Genomic DNA, 14,372 nt, shown 5'->3' with positions numbered 1-14,372 from the left:
TCGTCAGCCGTGGGTTTCGATGTGCCGTCCGACCCGCTCGAGTCCCGCCTCGAGTTCGTCGGTGTGGAGGCCGAAGCCGATTCGGAATCGACCGGGGTAGCCGAAGACGTCGCCGGGGGCGAGGACGACGTGCTCGGCCTCGAACAGCGACCGGCAGAACTCGGTTCCGTTCTCGAACCCGTCCGGAACGGTCGGGAACCCGTTGACGCCCGTCGGTTCGAACCACTCTAGATCGTAGCGGGAGACGAACTCGGCGACGCGGTCCCGGTTGGCGTTCGCGTGGGCGCGGTTCGCATCGAGGATGTCGTCCTCCGCCGCGCCGAGTGCCTGCTGAGCGATGTGCTGTCCCAGAATCGGGGGCGAAATCGTCGTGTAGTCCTTCCACTTTCGGACCGCGTCCGCGAGTTCAGTGTTCGCGACGACCCAGCCGAGACGCGCGCCGGCGAGGCCGTAGGATTTCGAGACGCCGGCGGTCGAGATCGCTCGCGGCCCGAGCGCCGCGGCCGGGGGATGCGGATCGTCGGCGAGCATCCGGTACACCTCGTCGACCAGGAGATGTGCGTCGTTCTCCTCGACGAGGTCGTACAGCGCCTGCAACGTCTCCGGTCCGAGGTACTTGCCGGTCGGATTGCTCGGATTCGTGAGGACGACGAGCCGGGTATCGGGGCGTATCGCGTCCGCGACTGCGTCGACGGAGAGGTCCCAGTTCGGCGGCTCGGTTCGGACTTCGGTCACGTCGCCGACGGCGGCCGGCACGCTCGCGAGCGACTGGTAGGTCGGCGAGACGACGACGCTGTGATCCCCCTCGTCCAAGAGCGCCATGAACGTGAGGTAGTCCGCCTCCTGCGTGCCGCAGGTGAGGACGACTTCCTCGGCGTCGCGTCCGTAGCGCTCGGCGATCTCGGCGCGGAACGCCGGCGATCCGTCGGTCGGGATGACGTAGCCGAGTTCACCCACGTCGAGGTCGAACCGATCGGCGGGAAGGCTTCGAACGCCGCTTTCGGCGAGCATCACGTCGGCATCGGATTCGTACTCGTCGAGCCATCGCTCTAGTTCGAAGGGGGGTAACTCCATACGGAACACTGGCGGAGGGGACGCATATACGTGCCTCAATTGGCAAACGTGTGGACGGCGGGTTTCCGAGGGAGCCGTCTTCGGACCTCGGGTATCGAAGCGCGTATGCGGGATGGAACCACGAACCGACGACACGGTCGTCACCTGGTAACCCGTATATCAGGAAATGTATACGTGTGTGGCGTTCCAAGGTCGAATCGATGCAAGAGTCTCTTTCAGTCTCTCACGAACTCGACGACGAAGTCGCCGAATACCGCGATCCGGATCACGAGATCGACCCGCTGTTCGTCAACCGCTGGTCGCCGCGCGCGATGACCGGCGAGTCGCTCGACGAATCGGAGTTCCTCCCGCTGTTCGAGGCCGCCCGCTGGGCCCCCTCCGCGTTCAACAACCAGCACTGGCGATTCGTCTACGCCACCCGCGAGGACGACGAGTGGGACACGTTCGTCGACCTGCTGAGCGAGGGCAACCGAGCCTGGGCGAGCGACGCCGCCGTTCTCGCCGTCATCGTCTCGAAGACGACCTTCGACCACAACGGCGAACCCGCGCCGGTCCACTCCTTCGACACCGGTGCCGCCTGGCAGAACCTCGCGCTCGAAGGCGCGCGCCGCGACCTCGCCGTCCACGGCATGGCCGGCTTCGACTACGAACGCGCCGCGACCGAACTCGACGTACCCGAGGAGTTCGCCGTCGAAGCGATGTTCGCCGTCGGCGAGCGGGCACCGGTCGAGACGCTTCCCGAGGACTACCAGGAGCGCGAACAGCCGAGCGACCGCAAGCCGGTCGACGAGATCGCCTTCCGCGGCGAGTTCGAGTAAGTCGCGCCGACAGCTGAACTCGCACGAGAGTCGAAACACGCAGACGAGTCCGTTGCCGGGTGCTGTGTGCCGTGTGTCGTCCGTTCCCTTCGATTGTAACTGGGATCGACCCGTCGGTGTTCGACTGGTAGCCCAGACGCCGCTTTAGTTAGGGTTGGTAATTCCCGAAATACGTTGCTATTGCTCGAAGAACGCTACTGATACAGCGCCGATAGTCCGGAAATAGTTATTCGGGAGAGAGTTGCCGTCTCCGAGCATGCCACCGGAACGAGCATTCGATCGCAGTGGCAGTGGTGCATCACGACGGACGTTCGTCAAGGCGACGAGCGCGATGGCAATCGGAACCGGCGCGAACAGTGCCGTGGTCGGTGCGGGTGAGTCGAAGACGGACGCCGATCCGGAGACGACGGACGATATCGGGCGTCTTCTCGAGTCGATGACGGTCAGACAGAAGGTCGGACAGATGACCCAGGTTGCACTCGGCGAAGCGGGCGAAGGGTTCGACCCGGACGATCCGTTCGAAACGCACGACGAACCCGAGACGGTCGGAGCCCTGTTTACGGACCTGCACGTCGGGTCGATCCTCAGCGGCGGCGCGTCGGGGCCGACGTTCGACGGCGAGGAGTTCGTCGCGGGACTGAACGGGTTACAGCGGTACGCCATCGAGCAGACGGAGCACGGCGTTCCGTTCCTCTGGGGCGGCGATGCGCTCCACGGGAACGGCCTGCTCGACGGCTGTACGAGTTTTCCCCAGCGGCTCAACATGGGTGCGACGCGCGACATCGACCTGGTCGAAGCGGCAGCGGTCCAGACCGGGTCGGAGATCGCGGCGATGGGCGGTCACTGGAACTTCGGACCGACGGTCGACGTCCTGCGGGACATGCGCTGGGGTCGGTACTTCGAAGGGCACAGCGAAGATCCGATGCTTCTCGGGAAGTTGGCCAGGGCACGTGCGCGCGGGTTCGAACGAAACGGTCGCGTCGCGGCGACGGTCAAACACTTCGCCGGCTACGGAACGCCGAACACGGGTAGCGACCGTGCACACGCTCGTACGTCGATGCGAGACCTCCGGACCAGGCAGTTACCGGCGTACGCGCGGGCGCTCGAGGAAGCCAAGACGGTGATGGTCAACAGCGGCGCGGTCAACGGGAAACCGGCACACGTCTCCGAATGGCTCCTGACGACGGTGTTGCGCGAGCGATACGAATTCGACGGCGTGATCGTCAGCGACTGGGACGACTTCCTCCGCTTGCTCACCAATCACGAGTACCGTCCGAACACGGACGAGGGGTGGCGACGGGCGGTCAAGGAGGGCATCACGGCCGGCGTCGACATGCACATGTGCGGCGGCGAGGTGTCGCCGGCCGAGTTCATCGAGACGGCGGTCGACCTCGTCGAGAGCGGCGAGATCCCCGAGGACCGCATCGACGAGTCGGTGCGTCGCATCCTCGAACTCAAGCGGGAGCTCGGACTGTTCGAGCGGCCGCTCGTTCCGGAGGATCGGATCGGCCCCCTCGTCGGCGGCGCACGGGACGTGTCCGCGAAACTGGCGAAGGAATCGCTGGTGCTCCTCAAGAACGAGGGCGATGTACTGCCGCTCGAGGGGACCGAACGGGTGTTGCTGACCGGACCGGGAGTCGAGGACGGAACGCCGAACCGGTTCCTGATGCAACACGGCGGCTGGACGCTCGGCTGGCAGGGCGTCGAAGACGGCGACCTGACCGCGGACGGCCCGCGCCCGCGCCAGACAACTGTCGAGGGTGCGATGAAAGAGCGACTCGGCGACCGACTGACGCACGTCCCGACCGAATTCGAGGCCGCGCCCTACGAGAGCATCTACGAGAACTTCGACAACGGCTTTTTCGACGTGACCGACGAGCAGGAGCGCGCAATCCGCGAGGCGGCGTCCGCTACAGATGCGGTCGTCGTCGTCCTCGGCGAAGGCCCGCACAACGAGGGCTTCGGCGATCGCGACAAGATGCGCTTCCCCGAGGCCCAGCGCGAACTCGTAGCGCTCGTCGACGCGGCGACCGGTGACGACGTTCCGCTCATCGGCGTCGTCCTCGCCGGCAGTCCGCGCGGGACCGCGGAGACGTTCGACCGCCTCGACGGCGTCCTGTTCGCCGGTCAACCCGGCAGTGACGCCGGCGTCGCGATCGCCGACGCGCTGTTCGGCGACTACAACCCGTCGGGGAGACTCCCGTTCACGTGGGAGGCCAACGTCGGCCACGTCCCCCAGTGCTACGACGACTATCCGCCCCGACAATCCGTCGACGCGGGCGCGCAGACGGTCCAGTTCGAGTTCGGCCACGGGCTCTCCTACACCGACTGGTCGTACGCCGATCTGACACTGTCGTCGTCGACCATCGAGAACCCCGCATCAAATCCGACGATTACAGCTCAGGTCACCGTCGAAAACGCGGGCGAGATGGACGGCGAGCACATCGTCGAGGTGTACAACACCGAATCCTACGGGTCGGTCCTCCAGCCCCACCGCCGGCTGCTCGGCTTCGAACGAGTTCACGTCGCGGCCGGCGAGAGCGAGACCGTCGCAGTTGAACTCGATCTCTCGGCGCTCGAGGTCGTCCCCGGTGACGTGCCCGGCTGGAAGCCGACGGTCGTCGAGGCCGGCGAGTACGAACTCTCGGTCGGCGAGGAGACGGCGACGTTGACGATCGGGAAGACGGCGTCGATCACCGATCCGAAGCCGGCCCCCGGTCGGGACGGTTCCGCCGGCGATCGCTGTGACGACTGAACCGGTGAGATCCGGTTTCGTCGGCGACGAATCGGCTGCGAGCGCGACGTGACGATCCGCCTCGGTACGCCGGCGCGCTTCTGCGATACAAACATCTAACCCGGACACCGCTGAAAGGGTAACCATGACCCTCGACGTCGGCGTTCTCGGCTATCGATTCATGGGCAAAGCACACGCAAACGCCATGGCGCGGCTGCCGATGTTCTTCCCGGACGCGCCGTCGATCGAGCGCTCCGTCCTGGTCGGCCGCAACGAAGAGACGCTGCGCGAGGCCGCCGACCGACTCGGATTCGACTCGATCTCGACGGACTGGGAAGCCGTCGTCGACGACGTCGACGTCTTCTACAACCTCGGCCCGAACCACGTCCACCCCGAGCCCTCGATCGCCGCGCTCGAAGCCGGCACGCCCGTCTTCTGCGAGAAACCCCTCGCGCCGACGCTCGAAGAGGCAGAACGGATGGCCGAGGCGGCGGCCGACGCCGGCGACGACGTGCCCGCCGGCGCCGCCTTCAACTACCGGTTCGTGCCCGCCATCCAGTACGCGAAGGGGCTGCTCGACGCGGGTGAACTCGGCGAAATCCGTCACGTTCGTGGTCGCTACCTCCAGGACTGGCTCGTCGATCCCGAGGCACCCTGGGAGTGGCGACTCGACGAAGATCTCGCGGGTGCCGGCGTACTGGGCGATCTGGGCGCGCACACGGTCGACCTCGTGCGATTCCTCGTCGGCGGCGACGACCTCGCCGGCGACATCGAACGCCTCAGCGGGCACTTACAGACGTTCATCGACGAGCGCCCCGTCGACGACGGCGACGAAACGAGACCCGTCACCGTCGACGACGCCTACTCCGCCCAACTCGAGTTCACAAACGGCGCGATGGGGGCGCTCGAAGCAACCCGGTACGCGACGGGGCACAAGAACGACCACACGATCGAGATTCACGGCTCCGAGGGGAGCCTGCGCTTCTCCCTCGAGCGACTGAACGAACTCGAGGTCCTGCGCGACGGCGACCGGGGCTACGAGACGATTCTCGTGACCGACGAGGACGATCCGTACCTCGACCACTGGTGGCCGCCGGGCCACGTCCTCGGCTGGGAGCACACGTTCGTCCACGAGAACTACGAGTTCCTGAGCGCGGTCGCAGACGGGCGATCGTTCGCGCCGAACTTCGACGACGGACTGGCCGCCCAGCGGGTCCTGGCGGCGATCGAGGAGAGCGACGAGCGCGGCGAGTGGGTGACTCTCGGCTGAGTTGTGGCTCGCGCGACGAGAACGGGGCGTTCAGCGCTGTAACGGAACGCGGGCGCGTGCCCGTCACTGGGAGCGGGGACTCTCGGAGGACTGCACTCGCGGCTCCGAACTCGTAACCAGGAGTGCGCCGATTCCGAGGAGGAGCATGGCGATTCCCGAGAGAGCGATGAGTGCGGCGTAACTGGCGAGCACCGTCAACCCGGTGTAGACGACGGGGCCGGCGGAGCGACCGAGGAAGGTCGTTGCATTTCGAATGCTCAGCGCGCCGGCCCGGTATTCCGGGAGGGCGATCCGGCCGATCGCGGCGTCGATCGACGGAAGCGCGAGTCCAAACCCCACGCCGACGACGACGGCACCGACGGTGAGCAAGCGTACCGACTGTCCCACCCAGACGACGAGCAACCCGATACCGTAACAGAGGAAGCTACACGCCACCAGCCGGTGGTTCGACCAGCGTTTGGCGAGGTCGCCGTTCTTCAGCGCGACGGCGGCCGACGCGATCGTTTGAATCGTTAGCACGGCACCGATGACGACCGACGATGCGTCGAAGTCGGCCGTCAGGATGAACGGGAGCGCGGTCAAAATCGTCCCGAACGCGACCGATTCGAGCAGGAAGGTCGCGCCGTAGAGGGCGCTCGCCTCGCCGGCGGGTAAGGCGTCGACTGCCCCGCGAAGGTATCGCAGGCCGGTCCGCGGCTCGCCGGTTGGCGGCTCTTCGAGTGCCCGAATCGCGAAGAGACCGGCCGGAATCGCGACCGCGTACACCAAAAACGGAACGTGCCAGTCGATCGAGCCGAGCGCACCGCCGACGAACGGATAGATCGCCGCACCCGCAAACAACGCGGCGGCGTTGACACCGAGGACGGCGTTTCGCTGGACGCCGTCGAAGACGTCGCTGATGAACGTCACCGTCAGGATGAACACGCCGGCCGAGGCGGTCCCCTGCAGCAAGCGAAGTGCGAGCACGATCGAAAACGAGTTCACGAACGCGGCGAGGACGCCGGTGACGCCGAACGCGAGCAGGCTCGGGATCATGACTCGCTTGCGACCGACCTGGTCGGCGAGCATGCCGATGACGGGCGACAGCACGATTCCCGGCACGAAGTACGCCGTGATGAGGAGGCTCGTCCGGGCGTCCGTAATCCCGAACGAGTCTCGAATGGCGGGGAGCACTGGACTGAGCAGCGGGACGCCAAGCGGCAGGACGAGCGTACTGACGAGAATCGCCTGTAGCGTGGGCGAACGCCATGGAATCGTCGTTTCGTCGGCCGACATACGGCGTCACACGGTCCGAAGAACGAAAGTGCTGTTCGGTAGCCCGTCGAAATCCGCCTATTCGAGAACGATGCAGGTTCGCGTTCGGCCCACGTTCTCGTCGGACTGAATCTGCTCGGTGACCAGCGACAGGAGTTCCTGATTCGAGTCGGCTTCGACTTCGGCGATGATGTCGAACTCGCCGGCGATGATACTCGCCCGAGTGACCGCGTCGAGTTCGCGGAGCGACGCGAGGACGGGGCGGGCGGTTCCGGCGGCGGTCATAAGCAGGACGTACGCTTCTACCATGGAGTTCACCACCAGTTGAGAACAGGTGCTACGGGCGGATATAGCTCTATACCGCCAGTAGAGACGGTTCGGATAGTGAGAGAATCGCCTCACGGACGGTACTGGGGACGCGTCGATCAAGTATTGGAATCGGTATCAGTATCAGTATCAGTATCGGTATCAGCGCCAGAGTGAGCACCAGTGTCAGTGGGAGTCCCAGCGTCCGTCTCGGTCTCAGTCCCAGCCTCGATCCTGATCACGGTCCGAATCTGATCGTACCGGGGACTTCCCTCACCGGGCGACCGGCCGTCGAGTTCGAGGTAGCCGGGTTCGATGCCGGTCACCTCTCCCGTGGCCGAGACGTCATCAGCCCCCGTCCGATCGGCCTCTCGAACTTCGACGGAGTCACCGACCGTAACGTGTTCCTCGACGAGTCGAGACGCTTCCTCGGTGCTGGCGTCCCGCGGAATCGTAAGTTCGGTCATGAATGGGTATGAGTACTCCGGCGGCGAGACGGGTAAACGCACACACGTCAAGCGACGGGAGCTTTTGTACTCGTGTCGATCGAGTTCGCTCTCGCAGGACCGCGACGCGCCGGCGAGAATCGTTATGTGCGAGGACGCGAGTCGGTACAGTACTGTCGCCATGACGGGGCCACAAAACGGAGCGGGCGAGCAGGACCGGACGCGTACACAACAGGGTTCGACAATTGAACTCGCGGGCGGCTTTAGCATCCACGACTACCGGACGAAACTGAAGCTCTTGAAGGACTCCGGCACGACCCGAACGCTCGAAAACCGCGAGGGGTTGCTGTGTCCGGCCTGCGAACGCGAGTTCGATCGACTGTTCGTCACCGAGGAGCAAACGGCGTCGTTCGAGACGCCGGTAGAGCGGCCGTTCTGTCTCGCACGGACCGACGAGAAACTGTTGGTGTGTACGCACTGATGCGGCCCGAGGGATAGTTACGAACTCGTCGGCGGAGATTGCACGACGACCTCGATGAACGACCGTGCTGTGTCCGTCCGATTTGTCGCCGTCTTTCGTGTGTCCGGAACGGCCGGAATGTGTCTCTCGGCGCGACACTCAGCGGCAGCCGGTAACTGCTTTATCTCCGTGTGAGGCGTACGGTAGGACAACACGTGTACGGTGAACCACACGATGACTGCACATTCGACTCGATCTCCGTCCGATGATGCGGCTTCCGGGAGCGGCGATCAGAAACCAGTAGAACAGGACCGCGACTATCGAGTTCAGGACTACATCCAACCGCTTGCGTTTCCCGCTGGTGCGATCGTACTTGCACTCGCCCTGAGTACCGTCTGGAACATGGCTCCCGTCGACGCGTTCTTGCTCTCGTTTCTGGTCGTCACGGTCGGGCTCCAGGGAATCTGGGCGTTTCTCGGCCACTACTTCAAAGCCGACATGGTCGCTGCACTCATCGGCTGGCCGGCCGGCAATCCGTTCCAGACCGAAATCGCGTTCGCGAACCTCGCGTTCGGGATCCTTGGTCTCCTCTGTGTGGTCTATCGCGGCGAGTTCTGGATTGCAACCGCGATCGGCATCTCGATCTTTCTGCTCGGTGCCGCGTCCGTCCACATCCGCGATATCCGCGAGCGGGGGAATCTCAATCCCGCGAACGCGGGCGGGATTCTCGTCACCGACATCCTCACTCCGCTCGCGTTGCTCGGACTCCTCGCGCTGCGATACCTCCTGTAGAACTGTAGGAACTAGCCGCTGTAATCCATTCCGCTGCCCCGTACGCGCCCCTCCACGCCCGTTTCAATCTCATTTCCCGGTTGTCGCGACAGTTTTTCTACCATAGCGCCGGAATGACGGCTATGAAGATCATCAAGGACAGCGTCCACGATCACATCGCCGTGGACGGCGTCGCCCGCGATCTCGTCGATACGCCGGCAGTGCAACGACTGCGGCGCATCTCCCAACTCGGCACGGTCTCGCTCGTCTACCCCTCCGCAAACCACACTCGTTTCGAGCACAGCCTCGGCGTCTACCACATCGCCTGCGAAGCCCTCGACCACCTCGGCATCGAGGGCGTACAGAGCCAGCGCGTCCAGGCCGCGGCCCTCCTCCACGACGTCGGTCACGGTCCGTTCAGCCACAACCTCGAATCGCTGACCCACCGCCGTACCGGCCGCTACCACGACGACGTCCACGATCTCCTTACCGACGGCGCAGTCGGCGACGTACTCCGCGGCCACGACCTCGATCCCGACACGATCGCCGACCTCGTCGCCGGCGACGGCCGCTTCGGCCAACTCGTCTCCGGCGAACTCGACGTCGATCGCATGGACTACCTCGTGCGCGACGCCCACCACACCGGCGTCCCCTACGGCACCATCGACCACGGTCGACTGATCCGCGAACTCGTCTTCGTCGACGACGAACTCGTTCTCGACGAGGGCAACGTCCAGACCGCAGAGAGCCTGCTCGTCGCCCGTGCGCTGATGAACCCGACCGTCTACAGCCACAGCGTGGCCCGAATCGGCAAGGCGATGCTTCGCCGCGCGGCCGAACGGTTGCTCGACACGCCAACGACCGACACCGACGCCGCGGCGCTCCAGCGCATGGACGACTACGACCTGATCGTCGCCCTGCGCTCGTGTGCGGCCACCAGCGAGTTCTCTTGCCGACTCGACGAGCGCGACCTGTTCAAGCGGGCCGTCTGGGCGGAGATCGACGACGTTCCCGGCGGCGTCATCGAGGCCGACCACGAGTCGATCCGCGAGTTCGAGCGAGAGATCGCCGACCGAGCGGGTGTCGATCCGGAACACGTGATTCTCGACGTGCCGAGCCGGCCGTCGATGACCGAGTCCTCCTCGCGCGTGATGGTAAACGGGGATATGCGGCGGCTCGGGCAGCAGTCGCCGCTGGTCGAGGCGCTGCGCGGTGCCCAGTACTCCCAGTGGCGACTCGGCGTGTACTCGCCGTCGACGGTTCGGGAAGCGGTCGGCCACGCGGCGGTTTCGGTCCTCGGGCTGGATATCGACGGCGCGCTGGTCAGCGAGGTGCGAAACGGACTCGACGCGACGCTCGATCAGTTCACGGACCAGGCGTAGCGACGGTCCCGAGGCGAACCGTTGATGGAACTGCCCGCGAACACACGCGTATGGAACGTACAGGGATCATCCTTCGCGGCCGCGAGTTCACTCCGGTCGAGGGTCGCGTCGTTATCGACGACGAGGGACGGATCGAGGCGATCGAAGAGGAGTCGGTCGACTCCGACGACATCATCCTCCCGGCGTTCGTCAACGCCCACACCCACATCGGCGACTCAATTGCCAAGGAGGCCGGCGGCGGCCTCTCGCTCGAGGAACTCGTCGCGCCGCCGGACGGGCTGAAACACCGATTGCTCCGGGCCGCCTCGCGGGACGAACTCGTCGCGGCGATGGCGACCTCGCTCGAGTTCATGCATCGGAGCGGCACCGCGGCCTGTCTCGACTTCCGCGAGGGCGACGTTGCCGGCGTGGAGATGCTCGAAGCGGCTGTCGCCGCCGCGGACGGCGCTGTCGACGCGCTTTCGTTCGCCCGCGGCTCCGTCGACGCGATGGACGCGGGCGACGGCTTCGGCGCGAGCGGGGCCAACGACGCCGAGTTCGGTAAGGAACGCCAGGCGACCCGCGAGGCGGGCAAACCCTTCGGTATCCACGCCGGCGAGGTCGACGCGAGCGACATCGACCCCGCGCTCGATCTCGAACCGGACTTCCTCGTTCACATGGTCCATCCCGAACCGGACCACCTGGAGCGCATCGACGACCGGAACGTCCCCGTCGCGGTCTGCCCGCGCTCGAACCTCGTCACCGGCGTCGGACTCTCCCCCTACGCCGAACTCGCCGAGCGAACGACGCTCGCGCTCGGCACCGACAACGTCATGCTGAACTCGCCGTCGATGTTCCGGGAGATGGAGTTTCTGGCCAAACTTTCGGAACTCTCCGCGACCGAAATTCTGCGGATGGCGACGATCAACGGGGCCGAACTCGCCGGCCTCGATTACGGCGTGATCGAACCGGGACGGGAGGCCCGACTGCTCGTCCTCGACGGCGGATCGGCCAATCTCGACGGCGCGCGCGAACTCGTCCGTGCCGTCGTTCGTCGGGCGGGCGTCGACGACGTCCGCGAAGTCATCGCGGCTCCGGAGCCCGACGGGTGAGTCCTGTTCCGACGTAAGACGGATTGACGGTCACGATGGTCACGAAAACGTTCTTATAGCATCCGTGCCATTGTGTAACACAACCAATGTACGACTGCATCCTCGTTCCGACCGACGGCTCGCCCGAGGTCGAGCGCGCGCTCGAGTACGCGTTCGACCTCGCACGCACGCACGACGCGACGATCAGAGCGCTCTACGTCGTCAACATCAGTGGCTACGGGGGACTGCCGATGGAAACTGCCTGGGAAGGGATCAACAACGCACTGCGCGGCGAGGGAGAGACGGCCGTCGATCGCGTCGAAGAACTCGCACCCGACGATATCGAGGTCGAAACGGCGATCTTCGAGGGGTCGCCGAGTCGCGTCATCGTCGAGCAGGCGGCGACCGAGGATTGCGACCTGATCGTGATGGGAACCCACGGGCGCGGCGGTATCGACCGGCTACTGCTCGGTAGCGTCACCGAACGCGTCGTCCGGCAGGCCCCCGTTCCCGTGCTGACGGTACAGGTCGACCCGTCCGACGTTCCGGAGCAACCGAACGAATCGCGCGCTATCGTCGAGTAACGAGGACCCCAGACCTTAGACGGGACGGAGGTGCTCGCAGTCGCCCGCCGAGACCGTCACCGTCGTCCGTTCTTCTCCGGCGTCCGTTTCGATGACGAGCGCCCCCGCCGCCGTGATGTCGATCGCTTCGCCGACGACTTCGCCCGCCGGGCGCTCGACCCGCACGCGCTGGCCGAGCGTCAGCGCGAGTTCGCGCCAGGCCGGCACGACCGCTTCGAGATCGGTTCTGGCGTCGTCGAACGCTTCCAGGAGTCGCTGGACGAATCGCCGTCGATCCACGTCGGCAGCCTCGTCGCGAACCGCCGTGGCTCCCGCCGGGAGGGTGTCGGCGTCTATGTTCGCGTTGACGCCGATGCCGACGGTGAGCCACGCGACGCGGTCCGTCTCCCCCTCCATCTCGGTGAGGATGCCCGCGAGCTTTCGGTAGTCGCCGTTTTCTCCGGCGGGGACGACGACATCGTTCGGCCACTTGATCCGCGCGTCGACGCCGGCCTCGCGAGCCGTTCGGGCTGTCGCGACCGCGGCCGCGAGTGTGTAGAGCGGAGCCCGAGCCGGCGTAATCGACGGCCGGGTGACGATACTCAGCCAGATACCACCCGACGGCGAAGACCACTCGCGGTCCAGACGACCGCGGCCGCCGGTCTGTTCGTCAGCGAGGACGACCAGATCCGACGCGCCGTCGGTCGCCCGCTCTCGCGCCACCGCGTTCGTGCTCTCGACCGCGTCGTGGAACTCGACGGTGAACGGCGCGTCGAGACCGAACTCGACGGCCGGGCCGCTGTAGGCGTCGACGTCGACGAGTTCGTAGCCGGACGGGCCGCTCTCGATGTCGAAGCCGGCCTCGCGGAGGGCGTCGACGTGCTTCCAGACGGCGGCCCGCGAGACGGCGAGCGAGTCCGCCAGTTCGGGACCGGAGACGGGGCCGTCGGCGAGGGCGTCGACGATTGCGCGTCGCGTTTCGTTCATGAACGCAAGCGGGTGGCGCTTGTACTTCAATCGGCGGGATCGACAGCGGGTGCGCGCGAAACGGTGTTAGCAGCGGGTTTCAGTTCCGGATTTCGCGAAGCTTCTCGCGGCCCGGCGCGATGAGTTCGTCGAGGTACGTCGCGAGCGTCCCCTTCGCGTCGGCGGGGTGGAGTTCGCCGGATTCGAGATCGGCGGCCAGCGACTCGTAGTCGTCGTAGGTCAGGTCGCCGCCGTACTCGTCGGGGCGCTCGACGACGATTTCGTCGAACCGCGGGAAGACGTGGTACTCGAACAGTTCGAGCACGGGGTTCTCGAGGTCGCCCTCGGGATCGCGCGTCGGCGGGCAGAACGCCGAGTTCACCTTCTCTTCGAGATCGTCGGTCGAGTCCTCCATCGAGATGGTCACGCCGTCGCTCGAGGACATCTTGCCCTCGCCGCTGGTGAGGTCGGCGACGATGGGGGTGTGCAGGGCCGGTCGCACGTCGTAGCCGAGTTCGGGCAGTTCCTCGCGGGCGAGCATGTGGACCTTGCGCTGGTCTAAGCCGCCGACGGCGAGGTCTAAGTCGAGGTACTCGATGTCGAGCGTCTGCATCAGCGGGTAGACGACGTGGCTCACTTTCGCGGTCTCGCCGCCCTGAATCTCGGCCATCGCGCGCTGGGAGCGGTTGAGCGTCGTCGAGAGTTCGAGTTCGTGCAGGTCGAGGGTGTACTCCTCGTCGAGTTGGAACGCGGAGCCGTAGACGAACTCGGTGTTGTCCTCGTCGAGCCCGTAGGCGACGAACTGGGCTTTCATTTGCTCTGCGGTCTCGCGGATCTCCTCGAAGGTGCCCTTCCCGTTCAAGTAGGCGTGAACGTCGGCGAGGAGGATGACGACCTCCATGCCGGCCTCCTGGAGGTCGATGAGTTTGTTCGCGGTGAGCAGGTGCCCGAGGTGGAGCACGCCCGAGGGCTCGTAGCCGACGTAGGCGCGCTTTCCGTCGGGGTCTGCGGCGAGTTCGCGCACCTCCTCGTCGGTCACGACTTCCTCGGCGTTTCGCGTGATCAGATCGTACGTCTCCATGGCTTGTCTCAGTGGAATCAACGGACGGATTTATGCGTTCTTGAACGATGTTCGCACGGCGGTCGGTGCGCGGGGTGGGTGGAGCGGAGTGTGAGGTGTGGGGCGGGGAAGAGTAGAGGAGACGGTGGGGGAGAGTGTAGGATACGGAGGGGAGATGGAATGCGGAGCAGACAGCAC

General features: G+C 65.6%; 14 protein-coding genes. 8 read left to right on the top strand and 6 right to left on the bottom strand.

Annotated features, from left to right (window positions below):
* Positions 1 to 3: 3 nt before the first annotated feature.
* Positions 4 to 1,074: a pyridoxal phosphate-dependent aminotransferase gene (locus tag C480_RS12400; RefSeq protein ID WP_006665961.1), complete on the bottom strand. Its 1,071-nt coding sequence runs from the start codon at positions 1,072 to 1,074 to the stop codon at positions 4 to 6.
* Positions 1,075 to 1,274: 200 nt separating this feature from the next.
* On the opposite strand from C480_RS12400, the gene C480_RS12395 reads away from it, so the two are divergent.
* The 3 genes from C480_RS12395 (at position 1,275) to C480_RS12385 (ending at position 5,896) form a co-directional block, all read left to right on the top strand.
* Complete coding sequence (locus tag C480_RS12395; protein WP_006665960.1) at positions 1,275 to 1,892, top strand: nitroreductase family protein; 618 nt, start codon at positions 1,275 to 1,277, stop codon at positions 1,890 to 1,892.
* Between the two features lie 256 nt (positions 1,893 to 2,148).
* Positions 2,149 to 4,647: a glycoside hydrolase family 3 protein gene (locus C480_RS12390; RefSeq protein ID WP_006665959.1), complete on the top strand. Its 2,499-nt coding sequence runs from the start codon at positions 2,149 to 2,151 to the stop codon at positions 4,645 to 4,647.
* 124 nt (positions 4,648 to 4,771) lie between these two features.
* A complete protein-coding gene (locus C480_RS12385; RefSeq protein WP_006665958.1) occupies positions 4,772 to 5,896 on the top strand; it encodes a Gfo/Idh/MocA family protein in 1,125 nt (374 codons plus the stop codon).
* 63 nt (positions 5,897 to 5,959) lie between these two features.
* Here the strand turns inward: C480_RS12385 and C480_RS12380 are convergent, their stop codons facing one another.
* The 3 genes from C480_RS12380 to C480_RS12370 form a co-directional block, all read right to left on the bottom strand.
* Positions 5,960 to 7,171 (bottom strand): MFS transporter, encoded by a 1,212-nt coding sequence (locus C480_RS12380; protein ID WP_006665957.1) that lies wholly within the window; start codon positions 7,169 to 7,171, stop codon positions 5,960 to 5,962.
* A gap of 57 nt (positions 7,172 to 7,228) precedes the next feature.
* A complete protein-coding gene (locus C480_RS12375; protein ID WP_006665956.1) occupies positions 7,229 to 7,459 on the bottom strand; it encodes an Lrp/AsnC ligand binding domain-containing protein in 231 nt (76 codons plus the stop codon).
* A gap of 116 nt (positions 7,460 to 7,575) precedes the next feature.
* On the bottom strand, positions 7,576 to 7,923 hold the full coding sequence (locus C480_RS12370) for a hypothetical protein (protein ID WP_006665955.1): 348 nt from the start codon (positions 7,921 to 7,923) through the stop codon (positions 7,576 to 7,578).
* Positions 7,924 to 8,083: 160 nt separating this feature from the next.
* On the opposite strand from C480_RS12370, the gene C480_RS12365 reads away from it, so the two are divergent.
* From C480_RS12365 to C480_RS12340, 5 genes are all read left to right on the top strand, one after another.
* Complete coding sequence (locus C480_RS12365; protein ID WP_083873384.1) at positions 8,084 to 8,383, top strand: DUF7385 family protein; 300 nt, start codon at positions 8,084 to 8,086, stop codon at positions 8,381 to 8,383.
* Between the two features lie 213 nt (positions 8,384 to 8,596).
* Positions 8,597 to 9,154, top strand: coding sequence for a DUF6790 family protein (locus C480_RS12355; RefSeq protein ID WP_006665953.1), 558 nt, complete (start codon positions 8,597 to 8,599; stop codon positions 9,152 to 9,154).
* A 122-nt stretch (positions 9,155 to 9,276) separates the two neighbouring features.
* Positions 9,277 to 10,515 (top strand): HD domain-containing protein, encoded by a 1,239-nt coding sequence (locus tag C480_RS12350; protein ID WP_006665952.1) that lies wholly within the window; start codon positions 9,277 to 9,279, stop codon positions 10,513 to 10,515.
* A gap of 50 nt (positions 10,516 to 10,565) precedes the next feature.
* Positions 10,566 to 11,606, top strand: coding sequence for an amidohydrolase family protein (locus C480_RS12345; RefSeq protein WP_006665951.1), 1,041 nt, complete (start codon positions 10,566 to 10,568; stop codon positions 11,604 to 11,606).
* Positions 11,607 to 11,692: 86 nt separating this feature from the next.
* The gene (locus C480_RS12340; RefSeq protein WP_006665950.1) at positions 11,693 to 12,169 is read left to right on the top strand and encodes a universal stress protein; all 477 of its coding nucleotides are present in this window, start codon (positions 11,693 to 11,695) and stop codon (positions 12,167 to 12,169) included.
* Positions 12,170 to 12,184: 15 nt separating this feature from the next.
* Here the strand turns inward: C480_RS12340 and C480_RS12335 are convergent, their stop codons facing one another.
* Positions 12,185 to 13,135 carry a biotin--[acetyl-CoA-carboxylase] ligase gene (locus C480_RS12335; RefSeq protein WP_006665949.1) on the bottom strand — a complete coding sequence of 317 codons (951 nt, stop codon included), beginning with the start codon at positions 13,133 to 13,135 and terminating at the stop codon, positions 12,185 to 12,187.
* A 79-nt stretch (positions 13,136 to 13,214) separates the two neighbouring features.
* Positions 13,215 to 14,195, bottom strand: a complete 981-nt coding sequence (locus C480_RS12330; RefSeq protein ID WP_006665948.1) for a tyrosine--tRNA ligase — start codon at positions 14,193 to 14,195, stop codon at positions 13,215 to 13,217.
* Positions 14,196 to 14,372: the final 177 nt, after the last annotated feature.

Origin of the sequence: Natrialba aegyptia DSM 13077, assembly GCF_000337535.1 — an archaeon.
In the GTDB taxonomy this organism is placed as follows: Archaea; Halobacteriota; Halobacteria; order Halobacteriales; family Natrialbaceae; genus Natrialba; species Natrialba aegyptia.
The sequence above is the reverse complement of the archived record's forward strand: the minus strand, read 5'-3'. Positions and strand labels throughout refer to the sequence as shown.

What these genes read in the sequence shown, in the direction of transcription:
- C480_RS12400 (WP_006665961.1), bottom strand. Translation starts at nt 1,074, where the DNA reads ATGGAGTTACCCCCCTTCGAACTAGAGCGATGGCTCGACGAGTACGAA.
- C480_RS12395 (WP_006665960.1), top strand. Translation starts at nt 1,275, where the DNA reads ATGCAAGAGTCTCTTTCAGTCTCTCACGAACTCGACGACGAAGTCGCC.
- C480_RS12390 (WP_006665959.1), top strand. Translation starts at nt 2,149, where the DNA reads ATGCCACCGGAACGAGCATTCGATCGCAGTGGCAGTGGTGCATCACGA.
- C480_RS12385 (WP_006665958.1), top strand. Translation starts at nt 4,772, where the DNA reads ATGACCCTCGACGTCGGCGTTCTCGGCTATCGATTCATGGGCAAAGCA.
- C480_RS12380 (WP_006665957.1), bottom strand. Translation starts at nt 7,171, where the DNA reads ATGTCGGCCGACGAAACGACGATTCCATGGCGTTCGCCCACGCTACAG.
- C480_RS12375 (WP_006665956.1), bottom strand. Translation starts at nt 7,459, where the DNA reads ATGGTAGAAGCGTACGTCCTGCTTATGACCGCCGCCGGAACCGCCCGC.
- C480_RS12370 (WP_006665955.1), bottom strand. Translation starts at nt 7,923, where the DNA reads ATGACCGAACTTACGATTCCGCGGGACGCCAGCACCGAGGAAGCGTCT.
- C480_RS12365 (WP_083873384.1), top strand. Translation starts at nt 8,084, where the DNA reads ATGACGGGGCCACAAAACGGAGCGGGCGAGCAGGACCGGACGCGTACA.
- C480_RS12355 (WP_006665953.1), top strand. Translation starts at nt 8,597, where the DNA reads ATGACTGCACATTCGACTCGATCTCCGTCCGATGATGCGGCTTCCGGG.
- C480_RS12350 (WP_006665952.1), top strand. Translation starts at nt 9,277, where the DNA reads ATGAAGATCATCAAGGACAGCGTCCACGATCACATCGCCGTGGACGGC.
- C480_RS12345 (WP_006665951.1), top strand. Translation starts at nt 10,566, where the DNA reads ATGGAACGTACAGGGATCATCCTTCGCGGCCGCGAGTTCACTCCGGTC.
- C480_RS12340 (WP_006665950.1), top strand. Translation starts at nt 11,693, where the DNA reads ATGTACGACTGCATCCTCGTTCCGACCGACGGCTCGCCCGAGGTCGAG.
- C480_RS12335 (WP_006665949.1), bottom strand. Translation starts at nt 13,135, where the DNA reads ATGAACGAAACGCGACGCGCAATCGTCGACGCCCTCGCCGACGGCCCC.
- C480_RS12330 (WP_006665948.1), bottom strand. Translation starts at nt 14,195, where the DNA reads ATGGAGACGTACGATCTGATCACGCGAAACGCCGAGGAAGTCGTGACC.